At 36.5% G+C, this 16,315-nt stretch carries 13 protein-coding genes and 1 tRNA gene; 9 read left to right on the top strand and 5 right to left on the bottom strand.

Translation table 11 applies throughout. The annotated features are described in order from the left end of the window. Window positions 1–142: 142 nt before the first annotated feature. From FYJ80_RS00070 to FYJ80_RS00050, 5 genes are all read left to right on the top strand, one after another. The gene (locus FYJ80_RS00070) at window positions 143–1,891 is read left to right on the top strand and encodes an IS1634 family transposase (RefSeq protein ID WP_154424084.1); all 1,749 of its coding nucleotides are present in this window, start codon (window positions 143–145) and stop codon (window positions 1,889–1,891) included. Between the two features lie 76 nt (window positions 1,892–1,967). After that, complete coding sequence (locus FYJ80_RS00065; RefSeq protein ID WP_154424083.1) at window positions 1,968–2,519, top strand: DUF3320 domain-containing protein; 552 nt, start codon at window positions 1,968–1,970, stop codon at window positions 2,517–2,519. 87 nt (window positions 2,520–2,606) lie between these two features. Beyond that, entirely contained in the window at window positions 2,607–4,070 is a 1,464-nt protein-coding gene (locus FYJ80_RS00060) for a pyridoxal-phosphate dependent enzyme (RefSeq protein WP_276997465.1), read from the top strand. Window positions 4,071–4,122: 52 nt separating this feature from the next. Beyond that, on the top strand, window positions 4,123–5,343 hold the full coding sequence (locus FYJ80_RS00055; protein WP_154424082.1) for a threonine synthase: 1,221 nt from the start codon (window positions 4,123–4,125) through the stop codon (window positions 5,341–5,343). A 46-nt stretch (window positions 5,344–5,389) separates the two neighbouring features. Further along, window positions 5,390–6,427, top strand: a complete 1,038-nt coding sequence (locus FYJ80_RS00050; protein ID WP_154424081.1) for a hypothetical protein — start codon at window positions 5,390–5,392, stop codon at window positions 6,425–6,427. Window positions 6,428–6,470: 43 nt separating this feature from the next. On the opposite strand, the gene FYJ80_RS00045 is transcribed toward FYJ80_RS00050, so the two are convergent. From FYJ80_RS00045 to FYJ80_RS00030, 4 genes are all read right to left on the bottom strand, one after another. Continuing rightward, window positions 6,471–8,363 (bottom strand): ABC transporter ATP-binding protein, encoded by a 1,893-nt coding sequence (locus FYJ80_RS00045; RefSeq protein WP_154424080.1) that lies wholly within the window; start codon window positions 8,361–8,363, stop codon window positions 6,471–6,473. Continuing rightward, window positions 8,356–10,083 (bottom strand): ABC transporter ATP-binding protein, encoded by a 1,728-nt coding sequence (locus FYJ80_RS00040; protein ID WP_328596648.1) that lies wholly within the window; start codon window positions 10,081–10,083, stop codon window positions 8,356–8,358. Before FYJ80_RS00040 ends, FYJ80_RS00045 begins: the two co-directional genes overlap by 8 nt. Window positions 10,084–10,177: 94 nt before the next feature. Next, a complete protein-coding gene (nusG, locus tag FYJ80_RS00035; RefSeq protein WP_154424079.1) occupies window positions 10,178–10,663 on the bottom strand; it encodes a transcription termination/antitermination protein NusG in 486 nt (161 codons plus the stop codon). 64 nt (window positions 10,664–10,727) lie between these two features. Further along, window positions 10,728–10,801: transfer RNA gene (locus FYJ80_RS00030), tRNA-Arg, on the bottom strand. 114 nt (window positions 10,802–10,915) lie between these two features. Between FYJ80_RS00030 and FYJ80_RS00025 the strand changes: the two genes are divergently transcribed. Continuing rightward, entirely contained in the window at window positions 10,916–11,668 is a 753-nt protein-coding gene (locus FYJ80_RS00025; protein WP_154424078.1) for a 6-phosphogluconolactonase, read from the top strand. 65 nt (window positions 11,669–11,733) lie between these two features. On the opposite strand, the gene FYJ80_RS00020 is transcribed toward FYJ80_RS00025, so the two are convergent. Beyond that, on the bottom strand, window positions 11,734–12,930 hold the full coding sequence (locus FYJ80_RS00020) for a tyrosine-type recombinase/integrase (RefSeq protein ID WP_154424077.1): 1,197 nt from the start codon (window positions 12,928–12,930) through the stop codon (window positions 11,734–11,736). A 33-nt stretch (window positions 12,931–12,963) separates the two neighbouring features. Here FYJ80_RS00020 and FYJ80_RS00015 point away from each other — a divergent pair, with 33 nt between their 5' ends. The 3 genes from FYJ80_RS00015 to FYJ80_RS00005 all read left to right on the top strand — a co-directional run. Then, a complete protein-coding gene (locus tag FYJ80_RS00015) occupies window positions 12,964–14,511 on the top strand; it encodes a hypothetical protein (RefSeq protein ID WP_154424076.1) in 1,548 nt (515 codons plus the stop codon). A 234-nt stretch (window positions 14,512–14,745) separates the two neighbouring features. Continuing rightward, the gene (locus tag FYJ80_RS00010; RefSeq protein WP_206360878.1) at window positions 14,746–15,792 is read left to right on the top strand and encodes an RNA-guided endonuclease InsQ/TnpB family protein; all 1,047 of its coding nucleotides are present in this window, start codon (window positions 14,746–14,748) and stop codon (window positions 15,790–15,792) included. A 120-nt stretch (window positions 15,793–15,912) separates the two neighbouring features. Further along, window positions 15,913–16,315, top strand: a 403-nt coding sequence (locus FYJ80_RS00005; protein WP_206360877.1) for a hypothetical protein, incomplete at its 3' end; no start/stop codon positions are given.

Here is a 16,315-nt window from a genome sequence, read left to right as displayed (position 1 = left end):
ATTATTTATTTACATATTTTTAATAACCTCTTTTGTTCTAAGGAATAAATTAGGTTATTTTTGTTTATTTGTTTATTTACAAAATTATTTTAATATGTTATTATTTCTAGTGTTAAAGGTGCTATTGATTTAGGGAGCTTTTATGCGTTATTTTCTTAAGAAAACTAATATCAAAAAAGGAGAGTATTTACAGATTTATATCAGTGAATACAAGAGAGATATTGGCTCAAGAAATAGATGTTTTAAATCCATTGGTTATATATCTGAAATTAAAGATAAAGGTATAAAAGATCCTGTTGCTTATTATCAAGCACAAGTAAAAAAGATGAATGAAGAGCTTGAGGAAAAGGAAAGTAGTGAAAAAGCAAAAAAGATAGGAAACCAATCACCTAAAAGATATGCAGGATACATTGTACTTAAAGGGATAGCTAATTCATTAACCTTTTTTGAAAAAGCTGTTAGAGCATTGAGTAATGAAAGACAATTCCAATATGATGTATATAACCTAATGATGGCATTAGTATATGCGAGGGCAACATTTCCAGCCTCAAAGAAGAAGACGCATGAACATATCATTCCTTTACTTTTTGAAAAAGTAGATGAATCATCATATAGCCAAATTTTATCATGCTGCGAGTATATAGGTTCTGAATACGATAAGTTTATTAGCTACCTTACTACCTCTATTAAGAAAACATATGGAATAAATAGTAGTGAAACATATTTTGACTGCACTAACTTTTATTTTGAAATTGATAAAGAAGATGAATTTAAAAAGAAAGGACCAAGTAAAGAAAACCGAAATGATCCTATTGTTGGAATGGGCTTATTATTAGATAAAAATCAAATACCTATTGGCATGAAACTATATCCTGGCAATGAATCTGAAAAGCCAAAGATAAGAGAAGTAATTTCAAGCTTAAAGAAAGAAAACAATATTACAGGCAGAACCATACAAGTTGCAGATAAAGGTTTAAACTGTGCAAGAAATATTTATGAAGCAATAAATAAAGGCGATGGCTATATTTTTTCTAAGTCCTTAAAGAAAATGTCTGATAGGGATATAGAATGGTTTAAAGGGTTAGATATAAGCAATTGGGATATTGTTTATGAAAAAGATAGCAATGGTAAGAATATAGAAAAGTATCGTTATTACACATTCACTGAAGGTTTTAATTATTCTTTTAAAAATGATTTAGGTTTAAATGTTACCTTTACAGCTAATGAAAAAAGAATTATTACTTACAATCCTAAGTTAAGGATGAAGAAGATTCTTGAGATTAACAAAATGGTTGATAAAGCAAGGAATCTTTGTCTTTACCAAGCTAAGAAAGATGAATTTGGTGAATCTTCTAAATTTGTTAATTTCGTTACAGATTCAGGTAAGAAAGCAAGAGTTGAAATTGATGAAGAGGCTATTGCTGAAGCAAGAATGTTTGCTGGATATAATATGCTTGTTACATCAGAAACACAACTTTCTGATAGAACTGTTTATAATATCTACCACAACCTTTGGAGAATTGAACAAACCTTTAAGATGATGAAGTCTTACCTAGATGCAAGACCTGTTTTTGTATCATCATTAAATACAATTAAAGGGCACTTCTTGATTTGCTATATTGGTGTTGTTTTAGAACGTTTACTTGAATTCAATGTTCTTGGTAGTAGTTTTAGTTTTGAAAAAATTATGGATTTTATTCATGATTTTTCATTAGTTAGAATGGACTCAAAAAATTATATAAATCTACTTACTTCCAATGATGAAGTTGGTGAATTTCTAGAAAAACATTTATCTCCAGAAATCACTAATTACATCATTACTCCTGCTAATATTTCTAATTTCTTAAAGCTGAAATTGAATAAGAGACTTGATGGATTTGAGAGTGTTTAACACTAGATTTTCCTAGAAACTTTAAAAGTCAGGACTTATTCTATTAGAAATATAAAAAGAGCTTTATAATTATTATATGGAAAAGAGAGAATATATCATAACTGAGCTTGAGAAAATTAACTTAACTCCTGAACAAATACTATCACATACCTTTGATGATGAAATTAAAAATCGCTTAGCTAAGGTAGTTGAGGTAGAGTACCCTATTGCTATAAATCTACTCTTTAAAAGAGTTTTAAATAGCTTAGGGCTTGAAAAGCTCGGTTCAAGGCTCGATGAATATTTTAATAATATTGTCAAAGAAACTAATCTTTTTTCCAAATTAGAAATTGATAAAATAGTTTATTATCCAAATGAAAATGCTAAATGTAACTACTTTAGACCAAGTGTTGAGGGAGCAAGGTACTCCTATCAAATACCAATAATTGAAGGTGTTAATTGCATTATATATATTTTAGAGAGAAGCAATAAGAGCTTTTATAAAACAGAGCTATTAAACCAATTTGCTAAAGAGTTTAACTATGAAAGGAAGGGTAGCCAGGTTGTACAGCTATTTGAAAACTCAAGAGTAATGGCAAAATCAATAAATGCCATTAAAGAAAGTGGAAACCACAAAATATTGCTTTAAATTTTATTTAAAACTCAATTTTTTCTTTACAAATTATATTTTTCCGTTGTATCCTTCAGATATAATTTATTCTATGGAGGAATTAAAGTGTTAATCAACCTTGAAAAACATCCGGATATTATCAAGAAAAATGTTGCTCGTTGTAAGGAAAAGGGCATTACATTACCAACCTTTGATGAGATGATGCATCCTGAAAAGATTAGTGACGATATTAAAGCTAAACTCAAAGAGAGAGGACTTTGGGATGTAGATCCTGTTAACCTCTATAGGATTACATGGCATAATGAGCCAGTTGAAAAGGGTGGAGAGTTTAAAGATGTAAACTTCATCGAAATTCCTCGTGAGATCACAGGTACTAAGGCTCGTGTATTAGCATTAGTTGGTAAGTGGTTCCCTTGTGGAGTACATAAGGTTGGTGCAACATATTCATGTCTTGCTCCAGCACTTGTAACAGGTAACTTCGATGCAGCAGAACAGCAAGCTGTATGGCCAAGCACAGGTAACTACTGCCGTGGTGGTGCTTATAACTCAGCTCTTCTTGGATGTAAGAGTATCGCAATCCTTCCAGAGAATATGTCTCAGGAAAGATTTAACTGGTTAAAGACAGTTGCAGGCGAAATCATTGCAACTCCAGGATGTGAATCAAACGTTAAAGAAATCTTCGATAAGTGTCATGAGCTCGATGAGGAAAGAGGAAAGCACATCGTTATATTCAATCAGTTTGAGCAATTTGAAAACTACCTCTGGCACTATGAAGTAACTGGTAGTGCTATTCTTGAGGTACTATCAAAGCTTGGTGTAAAGCCTGAAAATGTTAGAGGCTATGCTTCTTCAACAGGAAGTGGCGGAACACTCGCAGCTGGTGACCACCTTAAGGATGTATATCCAAACATCAAGATTGGTGCAGGTGAAGCTCTTCAGTGCCCTACTCTTCTTAGAAATGGATTTGGCGGTCACAGAATTGAAGGTATCGGCGATAAGCACGTTCCTTGGATTCATAATGTTAAGAATACAGATATGGTTCTCTCAATTGATGACCAGGATTGTATGGATATCTTCCGTCTCTTTAACGAGCCAGAGGGTAAAGAATATCTTAAGAGCATCGGCGTTAAGCAGAGTGATATCGATAATCTTGCACTATTCGGTATTTCAGGTATCGGTAACATGCTTTCAGCTATTAAGATGGCTAAGTACTATGAAATGGAAGAGGATGATGTTGTATTCACAATCCTTACAGACTCTTCAGTTATGTACACAAGCCGCTTAGCAGAGCTTACAGAGCAGCAGGGTCCTTTCTCCTTGATGGAGGCAGCAAGAGTACACTCAGGTGCACTATTACACCAGGGTATCGACAATGCTCTTGAGCTTGGCTACTACGATAGATTAAGAATTCATAACCTTAAGTACTATACTTGGGTTGAGCAGCAGGGTAAGACATATGAGGAATTAAATAGACAGTGGTATGATAGAAACTACTGGAAGGATATTCCAAAGCTTGTTCCACAAATTGATGCTCTAATTAAAGAGTTCAACGAAGAAGTTAAAAAATAAAAATTAAGATGGATGCCGGAAGAAATTTCGGCATTCTTTTTCGGGAGTTATTATGAAATTCAAATATGTTTGTCTAGATTGCGGTAACGAATTCACTTCTGATGATATTGTTTATCTCTGTCCAAAATGTGGAGGAAGTGAGAAGGAAGGTGAATTTAGAAAGGGTGTTCTATCTGTAATCTACGATGAAGAAGAGCTAAAGAAGCTAAAGGAAAAAGAGCATGTAACAATGTATGACTTTTTCCCATATGAAATCGAGAATAAGGAAGCATATCCTGTTGGAAATACTCCTATTGTAAAGCCTATTAAGCTTTCAAATAGATATGGCTTAAAAAATTTAACTCTAAAGCTCGATAGCCAGCTTCCATCTGGATCCTTTAAGGATAGAGCAAGTCAGCTAATCGTTGCGCAAGCACAGCACCATAAGGTAAATAAAATTGCTTTAGCATCTACTGGTAACGCTGGAGCCGCAATGAGCTGCGCTGGAGCAGCCTATGGCCTTGATGTCGTACTATTTGTACCTGCAACTGCACCTATTAATAAGCTAATGCAGAGTGTTCTATACGGAGCTCATGTTGTACCTGTCAAGGGAACATATGATGATGCATTTAAGCTTTCTATCGAGTACACAAAGCTCTTTGGGGGTATAAATAGAAATACAGCATATAACCCTATGACTATTGAGGGTAAGAAGAGTATTTCAATTGAGCTCTTTGAGAACCTAGGAAGAAGAGCACCAGATGTAGTTTATGTCCCAACAGGTGATGGGTGTATCTTTGGTGGTGTTTGGAAGGGCTTCTATGATTTACTCTCTGCTGGCTTAATTGATAAAATGCCACACCTAGTTTGTGCTCAGGCTGAGAAGTCTAATGCGATTTCACAGGCCTTTAGAACAGGTAAGATGGTCGATACTAACGCAACAACTAGAGCAGATAGCATAAGCGTTAATAGCCCTGCTAATGGTAGAATGGCTGTATATGGCATCAAGCACTCTGATGGCTGGTCAGTTGAAGTAAGTGAGGAAGAAATTCTTTCAGCTCAGCTTGAATTAACTAAGGATGCAGGAGTATTCGTTGAGCCAGCTGCAGCATGTGCCTTTGCTGCCTTTAAAAAGGATAGTGAGAATGTTAAAGCAAAGCTTGGAGAGGATGCTGTAGTAACAGTACTTCTAACAGGAACAGGCTTTAAGGACATGGCTGTCTTTGATAATAGAGTAAGCTTACCAAAGGCTATTGAAAATAGTGTTGAAGAGGTAAAGAAACTTAATTTCTGATGTAACCTATAATAAAGCAAGCTGTTTATTATTGTGAGAATACGAAATGAAACAGTTTGCTTTATCTATTTTTATTATATTTTTATTTATTTCTTGTGCTACTACAAATCAAGAGATACCCCCAATAGAAAATGGGATCGACTATGATTTATCTAGCACTGTAGTTAAGCTATCACCTGAAATCCTAGTTAAGGATAATAGTGAAGAAAAAATCCTCGATATTATTTCTATCTCAAGCTACGAGATAAAAACCTCAATTGATTTTACATTTAATAATAACGAGCTATATGAGGTACAAATTGGAACACAGGAATTTGTCGCAGCCGTAGAGGATACAAAGCTATTACTTGATGCATCCTATTACTTAAAGAATGATAAAGGTAAGCTAACAATTACCTCTAATAAGCCATTTAGTAGAATTACAATTTTCGATAAGGTCCATATCATTCTTTTATCTCACGATAAGGAAAAATATATTAACTATATTTTCTCAACTCTAGATGAGTGTGATGATAGAGCTCTATTTAATAGCGATGAGGAATATCTTCAGTTCTTTGAGCACGATGGTGGTATCTTAGGTGATAATGTTCTATTCACAGTTTCATATCCAGAGGATAATAATAAATTAAATCTAATATTTGAGCTTGCAAGAAAGCATAGTATTAAAACAATTATTAATTTCTCAGGTAGTGTTGTTGAGAGTGGTGAATTTAAGGTTTGTAATGTTACTAATGCTCACGATTTAATGATTGAAATACTTAATAATAAAGGTCCTTACTTAATTTTCTCAAAGCCAGATAGCAATACATCGTTAGTTGTTGCACTCTTAGAGTCTCTGATGGGTGCAAGGCTTGTAAATATTGAGGATTGCTATATGAGATACTTTGAAAGTAGATATTCCTTAACTAAGGATGATTACAGATACAATATTATAAAGGAAGCTTTTACAAGCAATCTTAAGATGATTACGGGTGCGAGCGAGCTTGTGGATAAATCTCTTCTTCACTTTTCAGTCAACTACTTAAAAAATAGTTTGTCCCTTACAACGAACGATATCTCAGGCTTACGACTTGCATTAAGATAAAAACCTTTGAATACCTCAGGCAAAACCTGAGGTATTCTTTTACTTAGCTAAGCTCAAAGGCTCCAGTATAAAGGTGGTAATATACACCCTTCTCTGCGAGGAGTGAATCGTGAGTACCACGCTCTATAATCGAACCATGATCAAGAACCATAATACAATTACTATTTCTTACAGTTGATAAGCGATGTGCAATAACAAATACTGTACGACCCTCCATCAAGCGATCCATACCCTCCTGAACTAAGCTCTCAGTGTGAGTATCGATACTAGAGGTTGCTTCATCCATAACTAATACAGGAGGATCTGCAACAGCAGCTCTTGCAATAGCTATTAATTGTCTCTGTCCCTGTGATAGCCCTTCACCATCATTATTTAGCATAGTATCATACCCATCCTTCATCATCATGATAAAGTCATGAGCATTTGCAAGCTTTGCAGCCTTGATAATCTCTTCATCTGTTGCATCAAGCTTACCAAATCTGATGTTATCTCTAATAGTTCCAGTAAATAGATGAGTATCCTGTAAAATAACACCTAAAGAGCGTCTTAAATCGCTCTTTTTGATTTTATTAATGTTAATACCATCAAATCTAATCTTTCCATCCTGGATATCATAGAACCTATTTAATAGATTTGTGATAGTAGTCTTACCTGCTCCAGTTGCACCTACAAATGCTATCTTCTCACCTGGATGAGCATATAGCGATACATCCTTTAATACAGTCTTTCCTTCGACATATGCAAAGTCAACCTCACTCATTACAATATCCCCCTTAAGAGGTGTATATGTAATGCCAGAGCCATCTGTATGAGGGTGCTTCCAAGCCCAAAGGCCGGTACGCTCCTTACACTCAGTTAATACACCATCAACATTCTTTGCATTAACAAGAGTTACATAACCATTATCCTTCTCATCCTCTTCATCAAGAAGCTCAAATATTCTTTCTGCACCTGCTAAAGCCTGTAGGAAGAAGTTTACCTGCTGAGCAACCTGGCCAAGTGGATTAGTAAAGGATTTTGAAAGCTGTAAAAAGGCAGCTAGAGAACCAACTGAGTATGCTCCACCTGTAATAATAGATAATAGAGAGCCCGCAAATACTAAGATAACATATTGTAAGTTTCCAATATTATTAATAATTGGTCCCATAATAAAGGAATATGTATTTGCTTTAGTCATAGTGCTACATAGCTCTTCATTTATTTTGTCAAATTCCTTCTTACTTTGATCCTCATAGTTGAAGACCTTAACAACCTTACTTCCGCTCATCATCTCTTCGATATAGCCATTTACTTTAGCTAGGTTCTTCTGCTGGAAAGCAAAGTTCTTACTACTCTTTGAACCAATAGTCTTTGTTATCTTCATCATAACAATAACTGTTAATACAATTAAAATAGTTAGAACCCAGCTATTTAGTAAAAGCGCTATAAATACAAATATGATTGTGAGTCCTGAAGATAGTACACTTACAATTGATTGTGAGATCATCTGCTGAAGTGTATCTGCATCATTAGTAAACCTAGACATTATCTGGCCATGCTGATGTGTATCAAAATAGGAAATAGGAAGTCTTTCAAGCTTTGAAAACATCTTATTTCTAATTCTTAGCAGTGCATCCTGAGCAATAGTTACCATTATCCTACCCTGAATGTAAGAAGCAACAACACCAACTACCATTATTACAGCCCAGCCAGCCATAGCCCTTAAAAGTGGTGAAAAGTCAAAGGTACCACTTTTAATAATAGGTGTGATAAAGTCATCTATTAAGGTCTTTAATAGTGTTGAGATATATACAGTTGATAGTGCAGAGATAATTATAGAAATAATTACAAAGGTAAGCTTAAGCTTATTTCCTCCAAATACCTCTTTAAATAATCTCTTAAAGGTCTTCTTTGGGTCCTTTGCCTTTTGAGGTGGTAATTTCTTAATCTTAGCCATTGTCCTTACCTCCTAATTGAACCTTAACAAGATCCTGATAGGTCTTATTCCTAGAAAGTAGCTCATCATGAGTTCCAACATCATCGATATAGCCATTTTCAAGGATGACTATTTTATCTGCATCCATAACAGAGTTAACTCGCTGTGCAATAATAATCTTAGTACAGTTTTTTACATCTCTTCTTAAAGCACTTCTAATAGCGAAGTCTGTCGCTGTATCAACAGCACTTGTTGAGTCATCGAATATTAATACCTTAGGCTTTTTTACAAGTGCTCTAGCGATACAAAGTCTCTGCTTTTGTCCACCAGAGAAGTTATTACCACCCTGCTCTACTACAGTGTCTAATCCATCCTTTGAGGTAAATACAAAGTCTGCATTAGCACTCTTAAGAGCCCAAGTTAGCTCTTCGTCGCTTGCACTTTCATTTCCCCAAAGTAAATTTGATCTAACTGTTCCTGAAAATAGTGTGTTTTTCTGAAGTACTACAGAAACACCATCACGAAGTGCCTTAATATCATAGTCTCTAACATCGTGTCCACCGACCTTAACAGAGCCAGAAGTAACATCATAGAGTCTAGCTATTAATGAAATTAAAGAGGATTTTCCAGATCCAGTTGATCCTAAGATACCAACCATCTCACCAGATTTAATCTCAAGATTAATATCATGTAGAACTAGCGGTGTATCCTTTCCAGAGTATGAAAAATTAGTGTGCTCAAAGACAACTGAGCCATCCTCTACACTCTTTAAGCCATTTTCATTTAACTCCATCTCTGGCTTAGCCTCTAGCACCTCGATGATTCTCTCTGCAGATGCCTTACTCATTGAAAGCTGAACTAAAATCATTGCGATCATAATGAGGGAAGAAAGTATTTGCATTGTATATGTAAATACACTCATTAGCTCACCAGTTCCCATATCACCAACACTAATTAATCTTGCACCTAGGTAGCATATTGCTAAGATACATGCGTATGATACACTCTGAACAACAGGATTAATTAAGACAAGCATCTTCTGAGCCTTAACGAAATCATCATGAATAGCAGAAGAGGAGGCATCAAACTTCTCCTTCTCTAGCTCCTCTCTTACATATGCTTTAACAGTTCTAATACCTGTGAGGTTCTCTTCAACTACTCTATTTAATTTATCATAGTGCTTAAAGATTCTATTAAAGATAGGGAATACCTTCTTAATAAATAGAGCACAAAAGATAATTAAAACAGGAATAGCTACAGCAAATACAGCAACTAAAGTACCTCCATTATGTACTACCATAATAATTGCAAAGATAAACATAATAGGAGCTCTAAAGCATATCCTTATTATCATCTGGAAGGCCTGCTGAACATTCTGAACATCTGTTGTTAGCCTAGTTATTAATGATGAGGTTGAAAAGGAATCTATATTCTTAAAGGAAAAATCCTGGATGTGGTGAAATAAATCATGTCTAAGATTTTTTGCAAAGCCACAGGATGCCTTTGAGCCACTTTTTGCGCCCATTATTCCAAATGCCATTGAAAGAATTGCAGCAACTACAATTAATATCGATAGCTTAACGATATAAGAAATATCACTATTATAAACACCATTATCTATGATTAGAGCCATTAGGGTTGGAATTAATACTTCCATCGCAACCTCTCCGATCATATATAAAGGAGTTAATAAAGCAGTAGTCTTATATTCACGAATACTTTTTGAAAGCTTTTTTATCACAAAGCTCCTCCCAAAAAATAAAGAAACACACCAATACCAAAAAATACAGGTGTATAGTATAACCGTCAATTAACTTATGTGTTTTTCTTGTAGATTAGCTCTCTACATCATCCTTAATAATTTCAATAGGAAGATTTACTCTTTTTACATCATCTAGGAAAGGTATCTCAACTGTAACCTTTGTATCCTTATAAATATTAATAATTTTTCCCTTTAAATCCTTTAGTGGTCCGGAAATAACTGTAATCTTTCTTCCAGTCTCTAGGTTTCTTTCAACCTTTATCTTTGAAGATGTTATATGTCCCTTTTGGGATGCTATCCACTCAGCAAAGGCTTTATCACTTCCCTTTAAATAAAAGGATCTATCCCCATAGCGTACAAGCCCATAGCTTGAACGACTTTCCTTATGAAAAAAATCAGCAATTGGAAGTAAATCACACTCAGTTTCAATTAACAAATAACCAGGTAATAGAGGCTGGTTAACAAGCCTCTTAACCTTCTTTTTATATTCCATTACGGCTCTATCTGGTGAATAGACATTGACATATGCTTCCTTGTCAAGCTTAGTCCTTATGACCATCTTCACCATCTTAATATTGGCTTGCTCAGTACCAACCATGCAGCCAAGGAAATAATAATACATATGACCCCGACGAGATTCGAACTCATGACCCCTTCCTTAGGAGGGAAGTGCTCTATCCAGCTGAGCTACGGGACCGCGCTAAGACTTATTTATACCATAAAAACATAAAACTGTGAAGGAGTTAGGGTTTTCACTTCCTTGATAATAAATCCTATTCATATTAAATTATAGCAATTAAGAGGTTTTGCTATGAAGGTAACAATTTGTGATAATAGAAAGCAATTAGGGTATCAAGCAGCTCAAGAAGGAGCTTATTTTATTAATCAAGCTATAAGCGAAAGGGGTGAAGCAAATGTAGTATTTGTTACAGGTAAAAGCCAAGTAATGACCCTTTTTCACTTAACACAGCAAAATGTTGATTGGACTAAGGTTAATATTTATCACCTAGATGAGTTTATTGGCATCGAACAATCATCTATGGCTTCCTCATATAGCTTCTTAAATGAATACTTACTTTCAAAGATAGGTAAAGTAAAGTCCTACCACCCTATCGACTCCTGTAAGGATAATGTTAGCAAAACAATTGAGGCTTTAAATAAAGAGCTTAATGCACATCCTTTAGATGTTGCATTTATATGTATTGGTGAAAATGGTCACTTAGCATTTAATGACCCACCAGCTGATTTCGATACAACAGATCCATATATTCTTGTTAACCTTGAAAGAAGAAGTAGAAAGCAACAGGTTAGTGAAGGATGGTTTAAAAACCTTGATGATGTTCCTGAGGAGGCTATAACAATGAGTGTCTCTCAGATATTATCATCAAAGCATATAATTGTATCATGTCCTGACCAAAGAAAGGCTAAGGCTGTTGCAGCATGTCTCTTTGAGGATATTTCACCGCTTTCACCATCATCAGCACTTAGATATGCAGCTTCATGCTCTCTATATCTCGATAGACTCTCATCATGCTTAGTTTTTGGAGACAGAAGAACAAATTAGGCTCTGCACTTTTTTCTGCACTCATGAAAAATTTGGTGAAATAATATTCAAAATATTGTGAATAATCATTCACTATCAAATAGAGCTTCAACAACTCCTGCTACACGCTCTAAGCGTAAGTCACTTATGTGAGTATAGCGGGAGTTAACTTTTTCACTCCTATGTCCAAGCACTAACATCCTATCCTCCTGGCTTATATTCTCTTGACATGTATATGTTGAAAAGTAGTGCCTTAAGGAGTGAAAGGTTAATCGACGAGTTTTTCTAACTTCCTCACTTAATCCAATATTTTTTAATATTTCATAAAACGATAAACGAAGTGTCAATGAAGAAACATAGGAGCCATCAAAGGTAATAATTACATCATTAATACTAGAGCCTATTAATTCTTCACCAAAGCTTGAAGGAATTAATACCTCTCTATCATATTTACCCTTAGTAGCTTTAATACCACTATATGGAGCTAAAGAGTGTGTAATTAAAACCTTATCATATACCTTACTATTTTCTCCTATATAATAGTTCCTTATTATATTAGAACTCTTTAAAGCTCTAATTTCTCCACTTCTCATCCCAGTAGTAATTGCAAGCTTAACAGCATTCTTAATAGGCTTTGGACTATTTTCTACTTCCTTGATAATCCTCTTAATTTCATCATCTGTAAAAACACCCCTACTCTTTTCCTTTCTTGGTATTTTCATTAAACCATCACAGGGATTATTAACAATATACCGAAGCCTTACAGCCTCCTTTAATGGAACAGAAAAGGATAGGATTATCATCTGAATAGTTCCATTAGCAAGCCCTGCAGAGAATGCTTCAGTAACTATTTTATCTAGATGTCTAGTAGTAATAGCTGAAAGCTTTATACTTTGTGGTATAAATGGTAGAACATGCTTTTTTAAATTACAAAGCATGTTCATAGCATATTCTCTTCCAATAGAATTTGGAGATACTAAATTTCTAAGCTTAATGTAATCACTATTATCAAAATCCCAAAAGGATAAGCAATATGATGAGAAACACTCCTCAGCTCCACTACTAAAAATTAATCCAGCCTCTAAAGCCTTGTGAGCAATAATTACTGCATCATCTCTACTTGTTGTTGTCTCATTATCTCCAAGTCCCAGCTTTTCCTTAAGTACATCAATACTCTTAGCATTCCCCTGCTTACCAGTTTCAGGATCAATATAACAAACATAATAGTATTTCCCATATTTCTTCTGTCTCTGATATAAATAAAACTTTCTTCGTTTAGCCATATATTCCTCCAGCTCTTATTTCAAAGAGGAATTATGAAAAAGACAATTGCTATTCTATTAGTAGCAGTTCTAGCAGTTAGTTCCGTATTCGCAGGCTTCTCAGGCAAAGCTACAGTAGGTCTCGGATACAACTGGGAGACTAAGAAATATGGTTTCTCAAACGGAACAGGTTTTGACGTAAATGTAGACCTCTCAACAGCAGAAGCTGGCAATGTTGCAGAGGGTGATATCTATGCAGGTATCAAGGCAACAATGGGTGTTAAGGTTGCTAACCAGGCTAAACTAGATAAAGGTTCAGCTTTTTGGAACAGCAAAGATGATGCAGTAAAAAACTATGGTTTAGGTTTATTCCTTGATGTAGCTGAAGCATATGTAGCAGGAGCAAACTGGAAGGTAGCAATCACAGGTACACAGGGTGCAACAAGCTATGCTAAGTCATTTACAACACATAAGGAAGCAGTAAAAGATGTATTTGGTAACAAAACTACAGATACTAAAGATGTTGCAGATGATGTAACAGGTGATCTTTTCGCTTTCAATAAGGCTCCAGGTGTAACAATAGAAGTTGCTGGTTACAAGGCTTCTGTTGGTTTCGAAGGATCTGAAAACGAAGCTAGAACAGCTGAAATAGATTTATATGAAGTAAAAGAAGAAAAATTGACAGGAAAGACAACAAAACAAGAAGTTGAATTAGGAAAATTCTTTAACTACAATGTATTTGTAGAGACTCCTTCTTATGATGTTAATGGTTTAACACTTCAGGCTGCAGTAGGTGCTTCAAGAAAGGTTGATAATTATAATGCGAAATATCATGAAGGTGAAAGAAATTGGAAGTATACTGGAAATGATGAAGATGGATATGGTATAGATATTAAAAACTCAGTTCCAAAGTATTATCAGTTCGCATTAAATACATCAGCAAAAGTAGGATATGCAACAGATGCTCTTTCAGTAGCAGTAGCAGCTGACTTTGATGCAATCCAGTATGGTGAAAAGGAAACTCTAATTGTAAAGGATAATTTATATTCTTACTTCGATGCATCTGCAAAAGTAGCATTTGCTCCAGTAACAGTTGATGCTTACTATGGCCTAAATGGTTATTTAGCTAAAGCTAACGAAAATGGTTCAACAAAGGAAAAACTTTTAGCTCACACTTTAAGTGCTCAGGTTGCAACAGATCTTTCAACATTTGAACTTCCTGTAAAACTTACTGTATACGGAAAAGACATGCTCAATGCAAAGGATTACGGTGCTAAAGCAGAAATAGCAATCGATGCTATTAAGCTTGGTGCTAATGGTGGTTATAAATTCGAATCTAAGAATTACTACCTTGGTGCTAGTGTAGAATATGCTCATGATCTATTTACTGCAAAAGCAGAAGTTGGATTCAACTCTTATAAGGGTGTAAAAGATGCAGCACAGTTAACACTTAAAGCTTCTGTTGAATCTGATGCAATCATCCCAGGTGCAACACTCAAGCTTGCTTATGGTGCAGGTGATAAAGATCAGAACCTTCTCAAGGATCAGGCAATCGATCAGCAGTTTGGTAAGGTTGACGCTACATGTACAATCAAGTTCTAATCTAGCTATTGGATTACGATTTAGTCCCTCAGATTATTTCTGGGGGATTTTTCTATAATAATAGAAAAACATCCCCCATTTAAGTATGAGGGATGTTTTTATCTAATAATTTTTAATTAGAAAGCAACCTTACAAGAAGCAGTTACAAATTAACCGCCGAGAAAGCTCACGCGCCTTGGCCGTGAGATGAAAGGCGGTAATGCGTAATGCCATAAAATGTGCTATAATGATGTCATGCGGACACTGACAGTAAAACTGTATGGCAGCGATGACTTCGGATACCTTAATGATATGATAAATATAGCCGGGATCATATACAACACGGCACTGACAATCATACAGGACCACTATACCGAAACAGGGAAGCTTTTGGATAAATACGAACTCCAGAAACAGCTCCGTGGTCTTCGCAACGTGGATGAAAACCATCACTGGCGTTATGTGGGAAGTCAGGCGGTACAGGAGATAACCGACAGGATATACAGGGCGTACCGGCTGTTTTTCACTAACAGGGAGAAGGGAGTCAAATGTTCGCCACCGCGTCGTCGCAAGGTCAAAAAGTACAAAAGCGTCACCTACAAACAGGCGGGATACAGATTCCTTACTGGCGGACGTATCAGCATAAACGGACACATCTACAGATACTGGGACTCCTATGATGGACTCCTGGAACGGATCAAAATCAAGACCGTAACGGTAAAGCGCAACATACTCGGAGAGTTTTTCGTCTACGTCACCACCGATAGCCCCGTCACCATGCGTGAAACCAGGGACGGGCGCGGTGAGGTCGGCATGGACTTCGGACTCAAGATGTTCCTTTCGCTGTCGGACGGCAGTGTGATTAGATCCCCGGAGTTTTTCAGACAAGGCGTGGCAGGCATCCGCAAGGCTAACCGAGCCCTGAGCCGTAAGGTGATGGGGAGCAATGGATACGAGAGTGCACTGAAGGCACTGTACCGCAGGCACCAGGACATCGCGAACAGACGCAGGGACTGGTTCTGGAAGCTAAGCCACGAACTCTGTTCAAGGTACGGCGTCATAGCCATAGAAGACCTTAATATCAAAGGTATGGCGAGGCTCTGGGGACGCAAGGTCCACGACTATGCGTTTTCGGAGTTTGTGGAAATCCTGGAGTGGTGTGCCCGAAAGTACGGGACCAGGGTCATCAGGATTGGACGGTACTACCCGTCATCCCAAACCTGCTCCGTCTGCGGACATGTGTGGCCGAGCACCAAAGACCTCAGTGTCCGTGTGTTTATAGTAGGATTTATTTCAGCATAGTTACCAATAGGAATTCAGCATAATTTCCAATAGAGAAAGGGACAGTTGCAACAAGCTTGTCCCACGAAAGAAACTCTTAGCAACGTACATCAAAAAAAGCTAAGGAGTTTCAAAGGAAAGATGCTGAAAATGTCCCAAGTAACAAGTATAAGGGAACAATGGAGCGAAGGAAAGACGATTAGCGAGATAGCAAGGGCTGTCTCTGTTGACAGGAACACGGTCTACAAGTACACGCAGATGACCGACTTCAGCAAGGCAGTGGCCCTGTATGTGCCACGTGGATGCATGCTGGACAAGCATAGGGATGAGATCATCACCATGCTGAAGGAGGAGCGCAAATGGTTCCACAAACAGCGCTACACGGCAAAGAGGATCCTGGAGATCCTGAAAGAGAGACATGCAGGGATACAAGGTCAAGTTCATCACTCTCTCCCAGCTTGCCACAAGGCTGCTGGAGGCGAAGGAGACGGGGCGGATAGAGAAGGCTCTTGGAGACTTCAGGGCCCTGGACCTTCTCATCATT

Source organism: Bullifex porci, assembly GCF_009695635.1.
In the GTDB taxonomy this organism is placed as follows: Bacteria; Spirochaetota; Spirochaetia; order Sphaerochaetales; family Sphaerochaetaceae; genus Bullifex; species Bullifex porci.
Note: the sequence above shows the minus strand (reverse complement) of the source record. Positions and strands in the feature narration are given on the sequence as shown.

Excerpts from the sequence above, each read along its gene's own strand:
- nusG (WP_154424079.1), bottom strand. The coding sequence starts at position 10,663 with ATGGTCATAAGGACTAAGCTTGACAAGGAAGCATATGTCAATGTCTAT.
- FYJ80_RS00025 (WP_154424078.1), top strand. The coding sequence starts at position 10,916 with ATGAAGGTAACAATTTGTGATAATAGAAAGCAATTAGGGTATCAAGCA.
- FYJ80_RS00065 (WP_154424083.1), top strand. The coding sequence starts at position 1,968 with ATGGAAAAGAGAGAATATATCATAACTGAGCTTGAGAAAATTAACTTA.
- FYJ80_RS00045 (WP_154424080.1), bottom strand. The coding sequence starts at position 8,363 with ATGGCTAAGATTAAGAAATTACCACCTCAAAAGGCAAAGGACCCAAAG.
- FYJ80_RS00015 (WP_154424076.1), top strand. The coding sequence starts at position 12,964 with ATGAAAAAGACAATTGCTATTCTATTAGTAGCAGTTCTAGCAGTTAGT.
- FYJ80_RS00020 (WP_154424077.1), bottom strand. The coding sequence starts at position 12,930 with ATGGCTAAACGAAGAAAGTTTTATTTATATCAGAGACAGAAGAAATAT.
- FYJ80_RS00050 (WP_154424081.1), top strand. The coding sequence starts at position 5,390 with ATGAAACAGTTTGCTTTATCTATTTTTATTATATTTTTATTTATTTCT.
- FYJ80_RS00010 (WP_206360878.1), top strand. The coding sequence starts at position 14,746 with ATGCGGACACTGACAGTAAAACTGTATGGCAGCGATGACTTCGGATAC.
- FYJ80_RS00070 (WP_154424084.1), top strand. The coding sequence starts at position 143 with ATGCGTTATTTTCTTAAGAAAACTAATATCAAAAAAGGAGAGTATTTA.
- FYJ80_RS00055 (WP_154424082.1), top strand. The coding sequence starts at position 4,123 with ATGAAATTCAAATATGTTTGTCTAGATTGCGGTAACGAATTCACTTCT.